The organism is Janthinobacterium sp. JF4, assembly GCF_059617925.1.
In genome coordinates, this window is record NZ_JCAQAV010000010.1 from 85,480 (window position 1) to 106,712 (window position 21,233).

General features: G+C 63.5%; 13 protein-coding genes. 10 read left to right on the top strand and 3 right to left on the bottom strand.

Annotated elements, in window-relative coordinates:
• Positions 1-246 precede the first annotated feature (246 nt).
• On the bottom strand, positions 247-747 hold the full coding sequence (locus AC54AF_RS11125; RefSeq protein WP_223278908.1) for a winged helix-turn-helix domain-containing protein: 501 nt from the start codon (positions 745-747) through the stop codon (positions 247-249).
• 492 nt (positions 748-1,239) lie between these two features.
• On the opposite strand from AC54AF_RS11125, the gene AC54AF_RS11130 reads away from it, so the two are divergent.
• From AC54AF_RS11130 to AC54AF_RS11175, 10 genes are all read left to right on the top strand, one after another.
• Positions 1,240-1,476, top strand: coding sequence for a hypothetical protein (locus tag AC54AF_RS11130; protein WP_496636597.1), 237 nt, complete (start codon positions 1,240-1,242; stop codon positions 1,474-1,476).
• Positions 1,477-1,870: 394 nt separating this feature from the next.
• Positions 1,871-2,872, top strand: coding sequence for an ABC transporter substrate-binding protein (locus AC54AF_RS11135; RefSeq protein WP_131688017.1), 1,002 nt, complete (start codon positions 1,871-1,873; stop codon positions 2,870-2,872).
• A gap of 36 nt (positions 2,873-2,908) precedes the next feature.
• A complete protein-coding gene (locus AC54AF_RS11140) occupies positions 2,909-3,718 on the top strand; it encodes an ABC transporter permease (RefSeq protein WP_496636598.1) in 810 nt (269 codons plus the stop codon).
• A gap of 11 nt (positions 3,719-3,729) precedes the next feature.
• Positions 3,730-4,521 (top strand): ABC transporter ATP-binding protein, encoded by a 792-nt coding sequence (locus AC54AF_RS11145; protein ID WP_496636599.1) that lies wholly within the window; start codon positions 3,730-3,732, stop codon positions 4,519-4,521.
• A 102-nt stretch (positions 4,522-4,623) separates the two neighbouring features.
• A complete protein-coding gene (locus AC54AF_RS11150; protein WP_496636600.1) occupies positions 4,624-6,540 on the top strand; it encodes a sensor histidine kinase in 1,917 nt (638 codons plus the stop codon).
• On the top strand, positions 6,527-7,873 hold the full coding sequence (locus AC54AF_RS11155; protein WP_034758888.1) for a sigma-54-dependent transcriptional regulator: 1,347 nt from the start codon (positions 6,527-6,529) through the stop codon (positions 7,871-7,873). The genes AC54AF_RS11150 and AC54AF_RS11155 overlap by 14 nt, the downstream gene beginning before the upstream one ends.
• A gap of 105 nt (positions 7,874-7,978) precedes the next feature.
• Complete coding sequence (locus tag AC54AF_RS11160; RefSeq protein WP_496636601.1) at positions 7,979-8,287, top strand: hypothetical protein; 309 nt, start codon at positions 7,979-7,981, stop codon at positions 8,285-8,287.
• Positions 8,288-8,362: 75 nt separating this feature from the next.
• The gene (locus AC54AF_RS11165) at positions 8,363-9,043 is read left to right on the top strand and encodes a hypothetical protein (RefSeq protein ID WP_496636602.1); all 681 of its coding nucleotides are present in this window, start codon (positions 8,363-8,365) and stop codon (positions 9,041-9,043) included.
• Positions 9,044-9,135: 92 nt separating this feature from the next.
• Positions 9,136-11,454, top strand: coding sequence for a T6SS effector phospholipase Tle3 domain-containing protein (locus tag AC54AF_RS11170; protein WP_496636603.1), 2,319 nt, complete (start codon positions 9,136-9,138; stop codon positions 11,452-11,454).
• Positions 11,455-11,561: 107 nt separating this feature from the next.
• A complete protein-coding gene (locus AC54AF_RS11175; RefSeq protein WP_496636604.1) occupies positions 11,562-13,184 on the top strand; it encodes a type VI lipase adapter Tla3 domain-containing protein in 1,623 nt (540 codons plus the stop codon).
• On the opposite strand, the gene pbpC is transcribed toward AC54AF_RS11175, so the two are convergent.
• Both pbpC and AC54AF_RS11185 read right to left on the bottom strand, forming a co-directional pair.
• Entirely contained in the window at positions 13,185-15,302 is a 2,118-nt protein-coding gene (pbpC, locus tag AC54AF_RS11180) for a penicillin-binding protein 1C (protein ID WP_496636605.1), read from the bottom strand.
• Positions 15,299-21,052, bottom strand: a complete 5,754-nt coding sequence (locus AC54AF_RS11185; protein WP_496636606.1) for an alpha-2-macroglobulin family protein — start codon at positions 21,050-21,052, stop codon at positions 15,299-15,301. The genes pbpC and AC54AF_RS11185 overlap by 4 nt, the downstream gene beginning before the upstream one ends.
• Positions 21,053-21,233: the final 181 nt, after the last annotated feature.

Genomic DNA, 21,233 nt, shown 5'->3' on the forward strand with positions numbered 1-21,233 from the left:
AGCTCCTTCAAGTGGACCCGCGCGTTGCGGGCAGCAGTCCAGCCCACATGGGGATGCTTGCAGTCTTTTCAATCAGACTACGTGAAACGGCCTGCCTGAACGCCAAAAGCCGGGTTGCAACCCGGCTTCTATTACGTCACAACGCCCGACAAAACCGAAGCGAGCGGAAGGGAGAGGTGGCTAAGAAGCGCAACCGTACGAAGGTACGGTGAGCCTATCCCGACGCGCAGTAGGTTTGGTCAGGTGTTACTCAGCCGATTTTTGCTGTGGCGCTCCAAACAATGCGGCCACCAGCGGATCGCGCGTCACGGGACCGCGGTTGACGCGGATGGCGTAATGCGTGTCATCGGCCAGGATGTGGAAGTGGCGGCCGCTGCCTGCCATGCTTTGCTCGCGCAGGCCGGGACGGTCCTTGCGCGGTGGCGCGCCTTCGCGTTTCGGCTGGACGATGGCTGCCAGAAAGGCGCGCACGCGCTCAGGGTCTGGCGTCAGCTGGTACACTGCCTTGCCCAGGTAGGTGGCGGTGCCTTCGATGTAGCGGGCCAGTTCGATCACGCCCGCTTCGCGCAGGTCGCGGATGTATTTGCGGGCGCCCGATGGCGAAAACTTGAGGAACCAGGCGATTTCGTCGGCCAGCATCTCGTGCAGCGACAATTCGCCGATCAGCTTTTGCATGTTTTCGATGCGGCGCAGCGTGGCCGACGTCGAACGCACGCGCTCGATCGGTGCCATGGAAATGGGATTCATGCGTTCCGGGGGGATGGGTGCTGCGCGTTCTACCATTTGCGAGCCTTTTTCGGGGCTACGAAGTTCCTGGTGCGCTGCCTTTAATTCGCTCTTCACGTGAGACTGAGTCATTGCATGCATTTGAATACTCCTTTTAAACGATTGCCGGTAGCCCGGATTGTTAAGTTCTTGGCAATTTTTATACCAGAACACCACGAATCCTGAGCGTCTGCGGACAGAATGCCTGTATCGGCGGCTACGGTCTGTGCGTTAACGAACATTAGAAGCAAGAAAGTGAAAAATATTGCCCTACTGAATTCTTTCTCTCATGGCATCTAAAAAAGACATCTAAAATGCTGTATTCCCACTTGGTGCTTCATTCATGGCGCAAAGTGAAATAGCGAACAGAAGCGGAAGCACCATTGCAATAAATTCAAGCTTCGCGCGCGGCGCACGCCGCCCGCATCGCGATCCTTCGACGCTTGCTCCTTCGATTCTTGCAAAGGAAACATCATGAAAATGCCTGCCCTGTTCGCCGCTGCCTTGCTCGTCACCCTGTCCGCCTGTAAAAAACCGGCCGAAGCGCCGCTGCCCGAAATGGCGCCCAATCCCAGTTCCGCCCCGCAGGTGATGCCTGCCCCCATCACGCCAGCCATGCCGGAAGCGGGTCCCGGCAGCGTGACGCCACCGGCGCCGCTGACCGATCCCGCCACCGCGCCTGCCCTGCCGCCTGCCACGGCGCCAAAGTAAAGCCGGCGCACGGCATCAGACCGGCGCCCGCGCGGCGCCATCCCGACTCCACGGGGGAGTTACGCGTTGCCAGCCTGTTTGCAACGCGTTTTTTTACGATTGGAGTCGGACGCGCGCTGAAGGTTCAACGGCATGCGGCCCCGCAAGCGAGCATCGAAGCGGCCACCAAAAATGCGGCAATCCGCACAGCCTTTCCCCTCGCCGTGCGGAAAGACGGAATATCGCCATTTCCCATTTTCAATAGATTCAAATTAAACCTTTATAAACAATCACTTGCAATAAATCCCAAAATGCGCTCCACTGGCACGGAAGATGCTTTTATATTTTTATAGCCGCCATCAGAGCGGCAGCCTGACCCACTATATAAAACCATCTACCTTTTGGAGACAACAGCATGGCACGCACCTTCCGCATCTCGTCCTTCCTCAACACCAAGGCACTGGCCATGGCCGTCGCACTGGCCGCGCAATTCCCGCTGGCCGCCCATGCGGCCGACCTGGTCCGCCTGGGCAACCTGAAATTCGCCCATTACGGCGCCGTCGCCTACATGAAGGAAATCGCGCCGAAATACGACCTGAAAATTGAAGAGCGCATCTTCGCCAAGGGCCTCGACATCGTGCCGGCCATGATCGCCGGCGAAATCGACGTGTCCGCCAGCGCGCTGGAAGCGGCCATCACGGGCCGTGCCACGGGCTTGCCCGTGTACCTGGTGGGCGGCTTCGCCAAGGGCGGCGTGCAGATCGTCGGCCGTCCCGACCTGAACATCAAGGGCATCGCCGACCTGAAAGGCAAGAAAGTCGGCGTCACGCGCGGCGGCCCGCAGGAAATCCTGCTGTTTGCCGAACTCACCAAGGCCAAGCTGACCTGGTCCGACAAGCCGGGCAAGGACGTGCAGATCCTGTACATGGGCTACCCTGACCTGAACCAGGCACTGCTGACCCGCGACATCGACGTCATGAGCCAGTCCGAGCCGTACTCGACCCAGGCCATCCACAAGAAATACGGCGCGGCCATCCTCAAGCCGTATGACACGCCACTGGGCGAGCCCGTGCGCGCGCTCGTGATGACGGAAAAAATGTACAAGGAAAAGCCGGCCGTGGCCCAGCGCTTCATGGATTGCTTCGTCGCCGCCACGCGCGCCTTCCTGGCCGACCCGAAACTGGCGGAAAAATACGTGCGCGAATCGATGTTCAAGAACCAGATCACGTCCGACGACTACCGCGATGCCATCGACAACGCCATCTTCACGGAAGACATCACGCAAAGCCACGTGCAGCTGACCACCGACTACATGGTGAAATTCGGCGTGGGCCGCATGGCCAAACCGCCTGCCGCCAAGGATTGGGTCAAGCTGGACCTGCTGGAAAAAGCCAAGAAGTCCTATGTCTCACGCTAACCACGCCAATCTGAAAGTGTCACGATGAATATTCAAATGATGAAACGCTTCGCGCACGGTGCCGCCGTGCCCGTGGCCGTGCTGCTGTTCTGGCAGGCGCTGTCCACGTTCGGCTGGATCAACCCGCAGATCCTGCCGTCGCCCGTGGCCGTGGTGGTGAAATGGTATGAATACCTGATTCCCATGGAAGCGTACACGCCCGAAGCGGGCAATTACCTGGTGTGGATGTTCTCCGGCGAATTGCCGCACGACGCCTGGGCCAGCCTGTCGCGCGTGCTGGGCGGCTTTGCCATCGGCGCCGGCCTGGCCTTGCCGCTGGGCCTGCTGATGGGCACCAACAAGACCATCTATAAACTGTTCGACCCGCTGGTGCAGGTGCTGCGCCCGATTCCGCCGATCGCCTACATTCCGCTGGCGATCCTGTGGTTCGGCCTGGGCAACCCGCCCGCCTTCTTCCTGATCAGCATCGGTTCCTTCTTCCCCGTGCTGATGAATACCATCGCCGGCGTGCGCCAGGTCGACGGCATCTACATCCGTGCCGCGCGCAACCTGGGCGCCAGCCAGATGACCATGTTCCGCCGCGTCATCCTGCCGGCCGCCACGCCGTATATTTTGGCTGGCGCGCGCATCGGCATGGGCACGGCCTTCATCGTCGTGATCGTGGCGGAAATGATCGCCGTCAACAGCGGCCTCGGTTTCCGCATCCTAGAAGCGCGCGAGTACTTCTGGTCCGACAAGATTATCGCCGGCATGTTTACCATCGGCCTGTTCGGCCTGGCCATCGATATCGCCATGAATGCCCTGAATAATCATTTGCTGCAGTGGCACCGCGGCCTGGAACACTGAGAGGAACGGCCATGACCACGATCAATATCAATGCAGTCAATAAAATCTTCACCACGGGCGGCGCGGACGTCATCGCCCTGAAGGATATCAACCTGGAAATCGCCAGCGGCGAGTTCATCTGCCTGCTGGGGCCGTCCGGCTGCGGCAAGTCGACCCTGTTGAACGCCATCGCCGGCTTCTCGCAGCCGACGTCGGGCCAGATCCTGGCCGGCGGCAAGCTGATCACCGAACCCGGTCCCGACCGCGGCATGGTGTTCCAGGAATACGCGCTGTTCCCATGGATGAGCATCGAGAGCAATATCGCTTTCGGCCTGGAAATCGCCGGCAAGACGCCGGCCGACATCCGCGAGCGGGTCGACATGCTGCTGAGCATGCTGGGCTTGACGGAATTCCGTGCCCGCTACCCGAAAGACTTGTCCGGCGGCATGCGCCAGCGCGTGGCGATTGCCCGCGTGCTGGCCCTCGATTCGCCCATCATGCTAATGGACGAGCCATTCGGCGCACTGGACGCCTTGACGCGGCGCAACCTGCAAGATGAATTGCTGAAAATCTGGAAAGTCTTCGGCACCACCATCGTTTTTGTGACGCACTCGATCGAGGAATCGATCTACCTGGCCGACCGCACCATCGTCATGACCTACCGTCCCGGCACCATCAAGCGCGACGTGGCCATCGACCTGCCCCGCCCGCGCGACCCGAGCGACCCGGAGTTCAACCGCCTGAAGCGCATGCTGGGCGAGATGGTGATGGAAGAGCAGCAAAGGCACCATAATGCAGAAACGATGGCGAGTACGGCAGATTAGTGGTGTCTGACCCAACGGCAACGGCCGGGGTCGGCCCCTGAGGGTCCGACCCCAGTCCTTCGCTTTGGGGTCACATCTCTTCAACCCGACACACGGAGCACCATGGCATTCGGCAAATGGACCCTGAGACCCGCGCTCGGCCCCCTGCTGGCCGTGGGCTCGCTGGTCGTGCTGACGTGGGCCTCGTATGCCTGGGTCCAGCAGCGCCAGCTCGATGAGTTGCACCGCACGCTGGATTCGCGCGCGGAACTGTATGCGGCGTCCATCGGCGGCGCCCTCAACAAGTACGAATTCCTGCCCCTGGCCGTGGCCCAGAGCGATGCTGTGGCGCAACTGCTGGAACAGCCGAGCGCCGACAAGGTCGCGCAGATCAACGCCTACCTGGTCGACATGAACCGCCGCGCGGGCGCCTTTGCCGTCTACGTGCTCGACGACAAGGGCACGACCCTGGCGTCGAGCAACTGGCAAGACCGCAGCTCGTATGTGGGCGTCAACTACGGTTTCCGGCCCTACTTCAAGGATGCGTTCGCGGGCGGCATCGGCCGCTTCTACGGCATCGGCTTCTCCACCTTCGAGGCCGGCTATTTCATTTCGCAACCCGTGCAGCGCGACGGGCGCATCATCGGCATCGTCGCCGCCAAGGTCAACCTGGACTGGATCGAGCAATCGTGGCGCACGCCCGGCGCGGGCGAACAGATCTGGGTCAAGGATGCGAATGGTGTGATCATCCTGGCCACCACACAAGCCTTCAAGTTCAAGACCCTGGCCCCGCTGTCGCCGGCCGCGAAGAACGATATCAGCGCGCAACGCCAGTTCCTGCAAGAAAATCTGCCCATCTTGCCGCACCAGGTGCAGCGCCAGTTCGTCGATGGCGCCAGCGTGATGACCCTGGAGCGCCCGCAGGCGGGCGACACGCCGGCCCTGTCCGGCAGCGCCGGCAAGGTGAACTATCTGGCCGTGAACCGCGCCCTGGGCCCGCTGCAATGGCAAATCACGGTGCTGGCCGAGCTCGATCAGGTCGATGAGGCGGCGCGCAACGCGGCCGTCGCCGCCGCGCTGGGCTGGGCCTTGCTGCTGCTGGCCCTGATGTATGCGCGCCAGCGCCGGCGCCGCATCGCCGACAAGCTCAATGCGCAGCAGACGCTGGCGCGCGCCTATGAACAGCTGGAAATCAAGGTCGAGCAGCGCACGGCCGACCTCGTGCATGCGAACGGCCGCCTGCAAGCGGAAGTGGCCGAGCGCGAACGGGCCGAGCAAACCTTGCGCTATGCCCAGGCGGAACTGGTGCAAAGCGGCAAGCTGGCGGCCATCGGCCAGATGGCGGCCGGCGTCACGCACGAGCTGAACCAGCCGCTGGCCGCCCTGCAAACGTTTTCCGACAATGCCAAGGTGTTCCTGGCCCGGGGCCAGATCGACGATGCGCTCGACAATCTGTCGACCATTTCCGACCTCGTCAAGCGGCTCGGCTATGTCACCTCGCAACTGAAAGGCTTTGCCCGGCGCAGCGACGATGCGCGCAAACCCGTCAGCGTGCGCCAGGCGTTTGCGCAAACCATGCTGCAAATCCGCACGCGCAAGCATTCCCAGCGTTTGACCCTGCATGAAAGCTGGCTGGAGGACGACATCATCGTGCTGTGCAACGCCATCGGCCTGGAGCAGGTGTTTACCAACCTGATCACGAACGCCATGGATGCCGTGCCGGAAAGCGAGCCCGTGCAAATCTGGTTCCAGGTGCGCCGCGAAGGCGACCTCGCCGTGCTGCATATCACCGATAATGGCCCCGGCATCCCGCTGGCCTCGCTCGACAAGATCTTCGACCCCTTCTATACCACCAAGGAACACGGGCTGGGCTTGGGATTGTCGATCAGCGCAGGCATACTGCGGGCGGCCGGCAGCGCACTGGCCGTGCGCAACCGCAGCACGCAGGAAGGGGGCGGCGCGCAATTTACCATCACCCTGAGCTGCGCCCCGGGGGATAAGAATAAAGAGACTGAGGAAACACCCGATGCACGAGAATAATTTTGAAGGCATGCAAGTGCTGCTGGTGGAAGACGATGCCGTCGTGCGCAAGGGCGCCCGGCAATCGCTGGAACTGGCGGGCCTGCAAGTGACGGCCGTGGCCACGGCCGAAGAAGCGCTGCCCTACCTGGTGCCCGAATTTGCCGGCATTTTACTGAGCGACATCAAGCTGCCCGGCATGGATGGCTTGAAACTGCTCGATATCGCCGTGGCGCAGGATGCCAGCCTGCCCGTCATCCTCGTCACCGGTCACGGCGACGTGTCGATGGCCGTGGGCGCCATGCGCCGTGGCGCCTACGATTTCATCGAAAAACCGTTTTCCGCCGACTTGCTGGTGGAAGTGTGCCGCCGCGCGCTCGACAAGCGCCACCTGGTGCTGGAAAACATGAACTTGCGCCGCCAGCTCGAGCAACGGGTCGGCATCGAGGCGCGCATCGTGGGCCGCAGCGCGGCCATGGCCAAGGTGCGCCAGCTGGTGCTGAACCTGGCGCCGAAATCGGCCGACATCATCATCCTCGGCGAAACGGGGACAGGCAAGGAACTGATCGCCCGCTGCCTGCACGACTTCAGCGAACGGCGCGATCACCCGTTTGTCGCCATCAACTGCGGCGCCCTGCCCGAATCGATCTTCGAATCGGAACTGTTCGGCCACGAGGAAGGGGCATTCACGGGCGCGCAGCGCCAGCGCATCGGCAAGATCGAATACGCCAACGGCGGCACCCTGTTCCTCGACGAAATCGAAAGCATGCCGCTGGCCCTGCAAGTCAAGCTGCTGCGCGTGCTGCAGGAACGGCAGGTGGAACGGTTGGGCTCGAACAAGCTCATTTCCGTCAATTTCCGCGTCATCGCCGCCGCCAAGGAAGATCTCAATGTATTGGCGGAACAAGGAAAATTCCGTCCCGACCTGTATTACCGCCTGAACGTGGCCAGCCTGACCCTGCCGGCGCTGCGCAACCGGCGCGAAGATATCCCCCTGCTGTTCGAATTCTTCGTGCTGCAGGCGGCGCTGCGCTACGGCCAGCCGGCCGCCCTCGTCAGCGGCGAACTGATCGCGTCCCTGATGGCGCAGCGCTGGGCCGGCAATGTGCGCGAGCTGCACAACGTGGCCGACCGCTTCGTGCTGGGCCTGCTCGACGACACCCTGAGCCCGGCCGGCTGCCGCGAGGCGTCGCTGGCCGAACAAGTCGACACCTTCGAGATATCCATCATCGAGGAAGCCTTGCGCCGCCACAATGGCAACGTCATCGACGCGGCGGCCAGCCTGAATATCCCGAAGAAAACCCTGTACGACAAGCTCAAGCGCTTCGATATCTCGACGGAACAATTCCGTTGATCAGTAGCAAGTAGCCGACACAGCCATGAGGCGGCGTCCTACCCGTGCCGACGGCATCCTGTGTGAGAATGCCAGCTCACACCAACACTTGCACAGGACACTGCCATGAAAACCGCCACTCTCTTGCTGGCCGCCACCCTGATGACCGTCGGCGGCGCCTGGGTGCAAGCCCAGTCGACGACGAATGTCAACCAGACGGGCAACCACACCAACAATCCGAATGATCCGGGCCAGCAATCGGACCAGTCCGACAAACTCGACAACAAGGGCAGGCTGATCCACGACGGCAAGCCCGCCAAGACCCGCACGGACAAGCGCAGCCGCCGCGGCAAGCCTGTCGCCACGCCGGACACCCCGGCCGCCAGCGGTCCCTCTACCTCGCCGCCAGCGACACCGGCAGCGCCGGCCCGCTGAGGCACGCGTCCAGCGCGCGCCACATTGCTCCAAGGCACGTTATCATCCCGCCTTTACAAGATAGCCAGGAAAACAATGAAAGCAGCATGGTTCGGGATGGTGGCGGCAAGCGTATTGGCGGCCGCGAGCGTACAGGCGGCGCCCACGGTGGGCGAATGCATGGAACTGACGACGGGTATCAAGTTCAGCAAGAACAATGGCGACGCGCAAGTCAACGTCGAGGAACTGTTCGAAGGCAAGAAGCTCAAGGGCACGCAGCTGATCCTCGACGGCGGCGTACTGCTGGCCACGTCCTACCAGGACATCCGCGACGGCCAGGTCTTCCTGACGGGCACGATCCATTACAACGAAGACGGCACCGTGCGCAGCAAGAACGTCTACGCGCCGCAGTCGGCCATTCCCGCCACCATGCGCCCCGGCCAGGAAGTGCGCGTGCAATTTTCGGACACGCAAACGAGCACCCACTACCCGCTGGCGGGCCTGTCCGACAAGATCACCACCTCGACCCGCACGGACGAGCGCAATTTCTCCATTACCTTCCTGGGCTGGGAACGCCTGGAACTGGGCGGGCGCCGCTTCCCCGACGCCTGCAAGTTCGAACTGCGCGACGTCGGTGGCAAGAGCCGTGGCAAAAGCGGTGAATACGTGTGGTACGCGCAGGGCTATGGCGTGATCATGACGGACAAGCTGGACAGGGATGGCGACGTGCAGCCCGCGTATCGCATTGCGCTGACGAACATCATCAGTGCGCCGTAAGGCCGCATTCACTCCCGCAATGTTTGCGTAAGCGCAACTAATCCTCCACCTCGCCGCTCTACACTGTCCTGTCTGGTCAGCATGGAGCGGTGATGGCGTATCCCAAACTTCCCTACATCAGCGGCCAGAGCACCGCCCTGCTCCATTGCGACCGCATGCAGGAAGCCATCGTGCGCATCCGCCCGGAGCTGCCCGGCAATATGATCGTCATCCATGGCGTCAATGACGTGGGCACCAGTTTTGGCGCCGTGGAAAAGGGCCTGTGCCAGGGACTCGATGCGCGCATGTACGGCGGCGGCCACGTTTTCAACCCGGCCACCTACCGCCTGCCGCAGGAGTCCGACAAGCATGAAGTGATCGCCGATCCGGACGCCATCTATTTCAAACGCCAGCCTGATGACACGACGTACAGCCCCGTGATCCCGTTTTACTGGGGCTATTGCGAACAAGGCAATGCCAGCAAAGTGGTCAACGGCCAGAACACGGACCGCTACGGCAACCGCCTGGACAAGGACATGTCGAAGAACGGCGGCCCGTTCGGCAACGCCACCAACACCCTGCCCGACATGTGGAACAAGGGGCTGTTCTCGCCATACGACGTGGGCGGCGACCCCGTGCGGCCCCTGATGACGGCGCCGGGCCGCATGTACATGGTGCTGGCCGCCAAGCGCCTGGCCACCCTGATCGCCATGATCCGCGATTACGACAGCGATGACGTGGTGTCCATCGTCGCGCACAGCCAGGGCTGCCTGATCTCGCTGCTGGCGCAAGCCTTCCTGCTCGACGAGGGCAAGCGCCCCGCCGACACGCTGATCCTCACGCATCCACCCTACAGCCTGGTGGAAGATACGACCATGTTTTTCGGCGCGGCGGAAGCGAGCCGCATCTTTGGCGGCGGCCGGGATGCGGCGATGGAAAGCCAATACGACGCCATTGACAACCGCCAGACCCTGCATGCGCGCCTGCAAACCCTCGTGCGGATCGTGCAAGGCGTGGTGGCAAAAAAACACGCCACGCCCGCCTTTGCGCAGATCAAGGATCATGCCGTCTGCCATGGCATGGCGGGCGCGGCGTGGCGCGCGGAAGCGGATCGCGACAACCGGGGCAAGGTGTATCTGTACTTCTGTCCCGAAGACATGACGGTAGCGCTGGACAATATGCAGGGCATCGGCTGGCAAGGCATACCCGACCACATCGACGGCCATAGCCTCTCCAAGACCAAAGGCAAGACGGCCAAAAGCCTCTGGGGTGGCGGTCCCACCTACTGGGAAAAGGAATTCCAGCGCCGCCAGCCGCTGGCGGAACTGGGCAAGGGGTTTTACCAGCGCGTGTTTACCAACAAGCAACGCTTGGATACCGCCGGCAAGAACAACGGACCGGTGCTGGTGGGCCAGCCGCCGCACGACTTCGCCCTGCGCCTGGAAGGCGAGGACGACCATGCCCATGTGGCGGGCGCCAACCGCGGTCATCGGGGCAACCATGACGAGGCGCCGTGGCCGCCCGTCAAACCCGGCAAATGGAATATCTTTTCCACGGCAGCGGGTCGGCGCGAGGGCTTGCGCACGATCAATGGCGAAGCGCTGCGCGTGCCCAGGGCGGCCGTGCTGGACGGCGGCGAGATCCGCCCTGGACAATTCCCCAAGGATTCCGACCAGGCCAGGCTGCCGCGCGACCGGCAAGGACCGTGCGAAGAGGTCGACCCCATCGACGCGGCCATCGCGGTGACCAGCAAGCAAGGTTTGCGCATGCGCAAGCAAGAAATCATCGCCGATCCGCGGCCGCTCAAGCATCGCATTCCCGAATTCGGCGCCGGCATGTTCGGCGCGGGCCAGCGCGAGCAAGTGGAAAAGGCCCTGAACCTGGGCAAGGAAGCGGGCGATCAATGCAAGCTCGACCGCGTCTCGCGCCATCCGGGCGGCGGCGACAGGCTGCGCGTGGATCGCGAAGAAACCCCGAACGAGGCCCGCCAGCGCTGGCAGAACGAGGTCAGCCCCAAATCCTTCCACGGCGCCATCATCGGCAACGCGGAAAACCACCGCAACGTGACGGAGTATGACGTGGCCATTGGTGGCGGGAAGGCGAGCAGTGATCCGAGGTTTTATGAATATTTGTGCGCCGTTGCCGACTGGCGATTACAAGGCGATATCCGTAATCCAGTGCGACCATCCATCCCCCGGTGGAATGACTTCAAGAAAAAATTTGCAATCTACCTGGCGGCAGAACCGGCGCAGCGCCAGCTCATTATCAAAGGCAACGCCGACTATTACAGCTCGGGAGTGTTGCCAGCCTTCGTGCCTGCCTTGCAGGCGGGTCTACCATCCACTGTTGTGTGTGAAACAATCAACGGCAGGCGTACCGAATCGGTCGTCACGCCAGTCGTCCACAAGCCAAGCGACGATATCCCAAAATGAAAAGTGCATTTCCACGCTTACGATATCCACTCGGTGCCGCCCTCATCGTGTTGGCTCTGTTTGGGTCTTTGCTGATCAGTCCGTCACCTTTCTTATTGGAGTCCACGATGAGCAGCAAAATATGGCGCCACCTGCAATGGCTGTTGCTGATCCCGCCCATCGTCGCGGCTACATTGCTCGGTTCTCGCTGGCTGCATTCGTCCAAGCCTGTGGCCGTCGCACAACCGCAAGTGCAACAGGCGGCGCCCAGCGAACAGGACAAGCGGGAATATGTGCTGGAAGTCATCGGTCTCGGAGTCACTCTGGACAAGTATCGCCAAGGCAAGCTGTGGGAAGCGCTGCAGCAGGGAAATGCCTACGCCAGCATCCGCGAACAGGACAAGGAAAAATACACCTGGGACGCCATGCAAAGAGCTGGGATAGCAGGTGGCCGCGGCGGCGACACGCTGGAGAATGGGGCGAGGGATACTCCCATGTATTTCGGCGTCCCTGTTTTCAATGCTGAGCCACCGATCTTCAATTCGCGCATGCTGGACAGCCCCGACTCGCCAGCCATAGGCCTGGCCGGTGGCGCCGCGTCATCCGGTCTGCACTGGCATCTGTTCGCCAGTGGTCCACGCCGCCTGAGCGAACATCCGGACCGCATCCTGGAAGAGGTATTCGCCTTTTTCGATGCCCATCCCGACATGCCTTACATCGTACTCAATTCCGAAGACAGCATGCCAACGCGCGACCTGTACAGTCCTGACAACTCTCCGCCGCTCACACATGACGGCCGCTACATCCCCGAAATGCCCGACGCCTCCGCCCTGTTCGTGCTGGCCCGGCGCGATCGCATCGACGCCGTGCGGAAGTTTGCGTATGACGATGCGCCGCCCGAGGACAGCGTCGATGACCTCAACACCTACGGCGTGGCGCGGCGCCTGTATCTGGCATATGACAAATTGATGCGGGCAGTACCCCATCCAGACAAAAAAGAAGACCCGAGCGCATTCACCCAGCGCCAGCCCTCAATCGCCGAATGGCTGCCCGTCGCCGCACAATTCGCGCAGCGCTCCGACATCCGTGGCACGGGCAGCTTCAGCATGGTCGACAGGCTCAAACACAAGACTTATCAGCCACCGAAAGACTGGCAGCCCACGCCCTGGTTTCCCCTGCCCTTCAACAAGGAGCAGCTGGCCCAGCTGGACCGCCTGCCGACCTTCGGCTTCATCCACCGGCCCACGTTCGTCAGGATGGTCGACAAGGATGGAAAAACCTTAACGCGCAAGGGCCAGCGCGAACACGCCTTGCAGGCGGGCTGGCAGGAGGCTCTGCGCAGCCTGCCGGAAAGCGAGCGTCGCGCCGCGCCGGCGCGCCTGGTCGCCGCCACGGGTGGCAATCAGGCGCAGCTGATTGCGCTGCACAAGACCTTGCTGAGCCATGCGGAAGATGGCGGCACGGAACTCGACAGCGGCAACACGGCGCAGTGGATCGACACGGACCAGCGCCTGGGCAACACGGGCGCGGCCACCCTGTTCGTGCAGATGGCCATAGCCGTGATGGGCAGCTACCGCGACGGCGGCGTCAGCGCCGTGGTGAATTTGCGCAACCCGGACGAAGCGACCATCGTGCTGGTCAGCCCGCCGTCGGACGAAAAACGCCGCGTGCAAAAGCATCCGCACGGCGGCGACGTATTGCGGCATTACGTCACGCCGGCCATCGACCCGGCGAACTATCCATCGAACTGATTATCTGCCCTGTGCGGCAAGCTGCGCCAGCGCATTGCCCCGCACCTGGAACGCCGCCCTTGCCAGCGTCTTGCCGGCGTCATCGACGAGGGCCAGCGCATGCTTGCCCGGCACGGGGTGCCAGCTGATGCTCTCCGCTGCGCCGCCCATGTCCCTGCCGTCGAGCACCCAGCGCAAGCCGTGGCTGCCCTGCGCCTGGAAGAACACGCGCTGCAGGGCGGACGGGATGTCGGGGTCGATGGCGAGGATGCTGTCCTCGGCCGGATACACGATGGCGGGCGGCTTCACCGTATCGCCCAATACGGCGATGACGGGACTTTCCGTGCCTGCGATAAACCATTCGCGGCGCGGCGCTTCCAGCGCGGGCTGGTACGCCACCATCTGCTGCAGCACGCCGGGCGGCGCTTTCGGCGCGTGGCTGGGCACGTTCTTGTGCAGATAATCCATGACGTCGCGCCAGACGGGCGCGGCGCCCGTCACGCCCGACACGTCCCACATGGGCTTGCCGTCGAAATTGCCCACCCACACGCCCACCGTGTAGCGCGCCGAGTAGCCCATGCACCAGTTGTCGCGCATGTCCTTGCTCGTGCCCGTCTTGACGGCGCTCCAGAAATTTGTCCCCAGCTCGTTGCGCAAGCCAAACGTCATGCTGCGCGCGGCGCGGTCGGCCAGAATATCGCCCACGATGAAGGCGGCGCCCGCTTCCATCACGCGGCGCCTGTCCTTGCCCGCCTGTCCCGGCTGCAGGCTGGCCGTGCTGTACAGGCCGCCATTGGCCAGCGCGCGGTAGGCGTTGGCCAGTTCCAGCAGGGTCACTTCGGACGAGCCCAGCGCCAGTGAGGGGCCGTAGTACTCGGCCGGTTCCGTCAGGCTGGACAGGCCCACTTCCTTCAGGCGGTTGTAGAAGCCGTCCTGCCCCGTCAGCAGTACCGTGCGCACGGCGGGAATGTTGAGCGAGCTGGCCAGACTGGTGCGGGCGCTGACGTAACCCTTAAAATTGCGGTCATAGTTTTGCGGCGCATACATGCCGGACGCCGTGGCGACGTCGAGCGGCGAGTCGTCCATGACGGAGGCGGCCGTCATCAGGCGGCGCTCGATGGCCAGTTCATACAGGAACGGTTTCAGGGTGGAACCGGCCTGGCGCAGGGCCGTCACGCCATCGACGTGGCTGCCGCCCGCGTTGCCCACATAGGCGAGAATGTCGCCGCTGCGGTTATCTAAAACGATGATGGCGCCATCGTTGACATTGCGCTCGCGCAAGGAGGCCAGTTGCTGGCGCAGATTTTCCTGCGCGAAGCGCTGCAGGGGGCCATCGAGCGTGCTGGCGACCTGCGCACCCGGCTGTTTCAGCAGCTGCTGCGCCACCTGCGGCGCCGGCGCGAGGTCGGCGTACAGGGCCGTGCGCTGCAAGGCCGTCTGCACGCGCTGGCCGATCAGCTGGCAACTGCTGTCCATGCGCCACTCCTTCGCCAGCGCGCAGGCGCGCCGCGTGACGGTGGCCGGCGGCGCATTTGGCGCGCGCACCAGGCTGGCCAGGATGATGGCGTCCGTCTGGTTCAGGCCGGACGGCGCCTTGCCGAACAGGCTGTACGAAGCGGACGCGATACCTTGCAGCTCGCCGCGGAACGACACCAGGTTCAAGTACGCCTCGAAAATCTGCGCCTTGCTCCAGCTGTCTTCGATGGCCTGCGCGGCACGCATCTGGTCCCATTTCTGGCGCAGGCTGCGTCCGCCCGCTTGAGCCTGCAAGTCCGCATCGAGCTGGCCCGCCAGCTGCATGGTAATAGTCGAGGCGCCCCGGGCTTTCTTGGAAAACAGATTGTCCCAGGCGGCCGTGGCCAGCGCGGACACATCCACGCCGCCATGGCGCATGAAGCGCTGGTCTTCCGCCAGCAGCACGGCCTGCTGCACGGCGGGAGAAATATCGGCCAGCGGCACCCACGGCAAACGCCGCACCTTCATGTCCACGCGCAAGGATTGCAGCGGCGCGCCGCTGCGGTCCAGCAATTGCGCTTCCGAACTGCGGTAGGCGGCCCGCACCTGGCCCGGCGTCAGTATCGCTTCAGCGAAGACCGGGCCGGCCAGCAGGCAGCCCGTCAGTAAAACAATCCCTTTCACTGCCCCACCTTCACGTTCGCGTTCGGCGCCTCGCCAAACATTTCCGGCGAATACATGGCTTCGATGCGCGTGGCCGGCAGGCTGAAATCCCCGGCATTGTTCAGGCGCACCGTGTATTCCACGCTCCAGCTCCCCTTCGGCACGAAGGCATAGTAGGCGCGGAAAGCATCGAAGGCCCGCTCCTCGAATGTGGGCCAGACCCAGCCCGTGGATTTTTCACCGGCCGTCATCAGCTGCGAATCGCGGCCCAGGCCATTGCCCAGCACCGTGGCGCTGGCGGGAATCGGGTCGTCGACCACCACCCAGCTCATGTCCGCCTGCGCGGATAAATCCAGACGCACGCGGTAGACGTCGCCGCGCGACCACGCGCCCGCCGTCTTCTGTTCCACCGGGGTAATGGTCTTCTTCATGGTATAGCCGCTGGAGACGGGCGCCTTGAGCGGGATGGCCGCCAGGCTTTGCACGGTGGCCCACGGTTTGCCCGTGCCGCTGTGCGCCAGGCCCAGGGTGTCCGTGCCCTTCGGCCACGCTTGCAGCACGGGGCCCACTTTCGCCGCGCCATTCCACACGAGCGCTTGCGTATCGCCGCCCAGCTTGACGGCGCTGGCGCCCGTCACGGGTATGGACTCGAACTTGGCCGAGAACTTGGCAATGGCCAGGGTTCCCCAGGCGTTGGCCACCGTCGTATCCCAGCGGCCCTTTTTCTGGCGGCCCATGCTGCCGCGCACCAGGCGGCCGATGTCATCCTTCCACGCCGGATTGTCCATCACGGCCAGCAACAGCCGGTTGGCGTTGACGTCGCCGGACACCATCAGCCACCACCAGTTATCCTTGCGCTCGGTGGAAAAGCCCATGGTCGTGCCCTGGAAATTCAAACGGCTGCGCAGGATCTGCTGCGCCTCGGCCTGCAGCGCATCGCGGCGCGCCAGGCTTGGCGTGCGTTGCAGCAACAGGCTCCAGTCGATGACGGCGGAGGTCGGCCACAGGTTCGGGCTGATGCTGATGCTCTCGAGCGCATCGGGCGGCACCTTGTTCGAACGCGACAGCGCTTCCAGCGCGGCCAGCTTGCGCACGGCCAGGTCGGTCGTGGCCAGTGCGGAACGGCGCACGATCTTGCCCTGCACGAAGGCCGTCAAGGCTGCTTCCATGCGGTTTTTCGTCTGTTCGGGAATCGCATAACCCGCTTCCCGGGTGGCCGACAACACATACGCCGTCAGGCTGTCGCTGCCCTGCTCCATGATGGGGAAGTATTTCAGCATGCCATCGCTGTCCAGGTAGGCGGGCAGGCTGGCGGCCAGCTTGTTCCACGCCTCCTGGTCTTGCAGGGCGATGGCTTTCGACGTGTTTTGCTCGAAGCACGTGTACGGATACGCGGCCATGTACTCGCGCACGCCGGGCAGCTCGCCACCGAGCTTGGCGACAAAGCTGGTCTGGATTCCGCCCCGGCCCGGCAAGGCGCCGGCCGGCATCTGCACGGACATATTGATGGGTTTGTCGATCTGCTGCAAGGTGGCCTGGTACGTGCGCACGGGCGTCGCCTGGCCTACCTTCTGCGTGATTTTCAGTTTGTCCGTGTGGCTACCGGCCTTGGCGCCTATCTCCCACACAATCTGTTGGGCACCGAGCGGCACCTGGTAATCCCAGCCCGTTTCGCGCGCTTCGCCCGCCGCCAGGGTCAGGCTCTGGCGTGGCAGCGCCTTCCCGGCCGCGCTGGCGTTCAGGTCCACGCTCAAGGATGCGGCCGAGGTGTTGCGCACCGTAAAGCCCGCGCGCAACTGGTCGCCTTCGCGCACCAGGGTTGGCAAGCCCGACAGCAAGATCAAGTCTTGCGAGCTGCGGATATCCGTGCTGCCCGTGCCAAACAACTCCTTGCCGGCGCTGGCGATGGCGACGATGCGAAAGGCCGTCAGCGAGTCGTTCAGCGGCACTTGCACCGTCGCTTCGCCCTTGGCGTCGAGCTTGACGGTGCCCTTCCAGAACAGCAGGGTGTCGAACAGTTCGCGGCTGGCGCCCTTGCCGCCGCCACCACCGGCCGGGAAGGCCTTGCGGCCGAAGTGGCGCTTGCCGATCACCTGCATCTGCGCCGTCGCCGTTTCCACCTGCAGGCTGCGCTGCGCCATCATGGTGTCGAGCAGCTTCCAGCTATCGTTGGGCATCAGTTCCAATAAACCCGTGTCGACGGCCGCCAGCGCCACTTCGGCGCCGGCCGGCAGCGGCTTGCCATCGGCGCGGCGCACGCGCACGGACACCTCCGCCTTGTCGCGTGTTTTATACACATCCTTGTCGGACACCACCATCACGTTCAGCTCATGCGCCTGCCAGCCCACGTTCAGGGGCGCGATGCCCATCTTGTAGGCCGGCTTGCCCAGGTCGACCAGGGCCGTCGGCTGCACGCCATCGACCCTGCCCCGCACGACAAACACGGACACATACACGTTCGGCGCGTAGTTCGGTTTGACAGGGATATTGACCACCGGTTCCCGGCCATTGAGCTGGCGCACATAGGTGTCGAGGATGCCTTCGCGCTCGACCGTGATCAGGGCCGTGCCCGAGCGGAACGGCATGCGCACCTGCAAGCTGGCTTCCTGGCCCGGTTCATAGCGTTTCTTTTCTGGCAGCACGTCGATGCGGTCATTGTCGCTGGCGTTGAACCACCAGTCGCCGCTGCCGGCTACCCAGGTTTCGCGGTTGGCGACAGCCGCATTGCCGGACGCATCCTGCGTGCGGGCGCGCAGAATCAAGTTGCCGCTGGCGGGCGCCTTCACGTCACAAGTCAAGAGGCCCTTGTTGTCCGTCTTGCCATTGCAGGCAGGGCCCAGCTTGACGACTTCGCTGCTGTTCTCATACGCATAGAAGCCGCCGATCAGCCGCCGGCGGTGCGAATAGCTGTTGCGCTGGAAGAAGTCGACGGCGACCGGAGCGTTCGCCACGGGCTTGCCATTGGTACCGAGCACGGCGACCCTGAACTTGAAGGCTTCCTTGCTCAAGGCCCAGGCATCGGGCTTGATGCCGATCACATAGTTGGACGGCCACAACGGCACGCGCGTGGCCACCGAGGCCGTCTCGCCATTCGCATCCTGGAAAGCCATTTCCGCCACCAGGTCGCGTGGCGTGGACAACTGCGGCAGCTGGTCGATGACGATGCGCGCACCGCCCGCCTTGTCCAAGGTCAAGCTTTGCGTGCGCGCTGCGGTAGCGCCGGGGCCGGCGGGTCCGCCATGGCCTTCGTCCTGCCACTCGCCATCATCGTCGTCGTAACCCGTGCCCTGCTTGACGAGGCCTTCCTTCACGTCGCCATTGCTGAAGCTATAGTCAGGATAATCGGCAAAGCTCACGCTCTTGTCCTGCAGCACCGTGCGCAGCTTGACGGGCGCATTCGTGGCGGCGCCGCCCGCCAGATACGTGATCTGCGCATCGAGGGCCACCTGCTTCGCCTGCACGGCGGGTGCTTTCGGCCCCTGCAGCACGGCTTTCATGGTGGGCACGCGGAACGCTTCCACGCGGAAACTGCCGGACGGGCGGCCCGCCATCGTCACGCTGTATTCGCCTTGCTTGGCGTCGGCGGGAATGACCCAGTCGCTTTCCGCCGTGCCGCTGGCGGACCAGCGCAGGGGCAATTGGTAGTTCTGCTCGCTGCCCTGGTGCGTGATGACGATGGAGGTAGCGCTGCCGGGGCCGTTGTTCTTGTCGACCAGGCGCATGCCCTCGGCCGTGTGCTTGCGAATGAAATGCTTCATGTGCACGGTTTCGCCGGCGCGCAGCAAGGTGCGGTCGAAAACGGTGGCCAGCAGGGTGTTGTCGGCGCGCGTGTCGTCCGTGGGCAAATTGAAACGCCAGGCTTCGATGCCGCCCACCCAGTCCGACAGGGTGAACGTCATGTCGCCGCCGCTGCGCGCACTGATAAAGTAGCGGCCATTGTTCTTGCAGCTGGAATTGGCCAGCTCGCCGGGGATGTGCGCCACGCCGTCCGCTCCCGTGGCGCCTTGCCACAGCAGCTTGCCGGCGCAGTCGCGCACGGCCACTTGCGCTTTCGCGACAGGCGCGCCCTTGTCGAGCGACGTCACCCACACGAGCGACGATTGCGCGCCATGCTTGAAGTGGGCTGCCAGATTCGTCACCAGCGCGGCCGTGCGGATGTAGGCCGTGGTGGGTTTGCCCAGCAGTACCTTGCCGAGGATGGGGCTGGCCAGCTCGACCACGTAAAAGCCCGGTTTCGGCAAAGGAATGCCGATCACCTCGAAGGTTTTCCTGCCATCGGGACGGGGCAGGCTGATGGGCCGCGTGCCGGCCGCGCCGGCCAGCACGGATTTGCTCATGTTGCCCGCATATTGCGCGTAAGGCTGCCAGTATTCGCCCCCGTCGCCATTGCCGGCCAGGCGCTGCATCCACTCGATGATGAACTTGTCATCATTGTCGGGCACGCGCAAGCTGGCGCCCGTGGCGGCAGCGGATGGCTGGGCAACTTCCTTACCCGACAGCACCGGCTCGATATTGCGCACGGTCACGGGCAGCAAGCCGTCACCCTTCGCTTCGATGATGCCGAACGGCGCCGGGAACTTCAGCAGCGGCGGCTGTTCGCCCGTGCGCACCGTCATGGGGAAGCGCGCGCGGTTGAGCAAGGCGCGGCCCGCGTCATCCGTCAGCTTCGGCGGCAGGGTCAGGACAAAACTTCCCTGCACGGGAAACGGGCCGTTGAAGGTGGCGTCCTGCAGGAATTCCGCCTTTTCTTCCTCTTTTGCAATCGTCGGCGCATACGTCTTGCCGCCGCCCTTCAAGGTCATGGCGCGCACCTGCGCCGCGCTCACGGGCGCGGAAAACTGCACGCGCATGGGCAGGAAGGGAATGCACTGCTCCTTCGGATTGCTGCGTTCACAGCTGAACTTGGCCGTGAAGTCGGGGCGCGTCTTGAACTGCAGCGTTTGCGCCTTGTCCGTGGCGATGCCGCTGGCGCTGGCGATGCCCTCGCCCCACACCAGCGACACCTTGGCGTTGGCGGGGAAGCTGCGCTTGCATTGCAACACGGTCACAGGCAGCGGTGGCGCGCCCTTGCTGGCGACGGGCATGCCCACTTTCCACAGCGTGCCCCGTTTCTTGAAATACACGGTCAGGTAGCGGTCGAGAAAACTCTTGCGCAGAGTCAATACCTGCTCCAGTTCCTTGCCTTTGAGCAGGCGCACGGGAATCTTTTCATTGATGCCATCGGCGCGGCAATACGCATTGGCGGCCACGCTGGCCTCGTTCGGCGCGGCGTCGAGTCCCAGCACGAATATCTGGTTTTCATCGATATACGGCTGGCCGTCATATGGCACGGCCTCGACGATGGCCGGGCCGCCCGTGGAGAAGCGATAGGAGGCCGTCCCCTGCAAGGGCTTGCCTGCCTGGTCCTTCAGCCCCGCTTTCAAGGTAAAGCTGCACGCTACGCCGGCCGGCAAGTCGCGCTCGAAATCGTAGTTCCAGTTGCGCTCGTCGGCCCAGCGCCCCGCGCCCGCCACGACGGCCGGCTCGGCCTTGCCGCAATCGATGGCGAACGGCGCGGGCAAGCCCATGTCGCCGAACGGCACCATCGGCGTGGCGAACTGGGCCCGCACCTGGCGCACGGCCTTGACCGTGCCGCTCGGTGAAAACAGGGACACGCCGCTATCGGCCCAGGCCGGCATAGCCAGGCCCGGCGACAGCAGCACAGTCAGCAGGCCCAGGCGGCCCAGTTTGCCGGACAGCGGTGAAGAAACAACACGGGGGTGATCAGGCACGGGTGACTCCTTGATGAAAAGTGGCGGAGCTGGCTGCGGCGCGCAAAAGTTGCCCAGGAGAAGCCCGGCAAAGCAACAGAACGCGGCAGGAATACAACATGAATGTAATATTAGTTATCAAGCTCATCATTGTTGCTAATATACAGTGGCATGCTGGTAACAAGTCGTACGATTGCCTCTC

Bases quoted from the DNA above. Each gene is read 5' to 3' on its own strand.
- AC54AF_RS11125 (WP_223278908.1), bottom strand. From the start codon at position 747: ATGAATCCCATTTCCATGGCACCGATCGAGCGCGTGCGTTCGACGTCG.
- AC54AF_RS11130 (WP_496636597.1), top strand. From the start codon at position 1,240: ATGAAAATGCCTGCCCTGTTCGCCGCTGCCTTGCTCGTCACCCTGTCC.
- AC54AF_RS11135 (WP_131688017.1), top strand. From the start codon at position 1,871: ATGGCACGCACCTTCCGCATCTCGTCCTTCCTCAACACCAAGGCACTG.
- AC54AF_RS11140 (WP_496636598.1), top strand. From the start codon at position 2,909: ATGATGAAACGCTTCGCGCACGGTGCCGCCGTGCCCGTGGCCGTGCTG.
- AC54AF_RS11145 (WP_496636599.1), top strand. From the start codon at position 3,730: ATGACCACGATCAATATCAATGCAGTCAATAAAATCTTCACCACGGGC.
- AC54AF_RS11150 (WP_496636600.1), top strand. From the start codon at position 4,624: ATGGCATTCGGCAAATGGACCCTGAGACCCGCGCTCGGCCCCCTGCTG.
- AC54AF_RS11155 (WP_034758888.1), top strand. From the start codon at position 6,527: ATGCACGAGAATAATTTTGAAGGCATGCAAGTGCTGCTGGTGGAAGAC.
- AC54AF_RS11160 (WP_496636601.1), top strand. From the start codon at position 7,979: ATGAAAACCGCCACTCTCTTGCTGGCCGCCACCCTGATGACCGTCGGC.
- AC54AF_RS11165 (WP_496636602.1), top strand. From the start codon at position 8,363: ATGAAAGCAGCATGGTTCGGGATGGTGGCGGCAAGCGTATTGGCGGCC.
- AC54AF_RS11170 (WP_496636603.1), top strand. From the start codon at position 9,136: ATGGCGTATCCCAAACTTCCCTACATCAGCGGCCAGAGCACCGCCCTG.
- AC54AF_RS11175 (WP_496636604.1), top strand. From the start codon at position 11,562: ATGAGCAGCAAAATATGGCGCCACCTGCAATGGCTGTTGCTGATCCCG.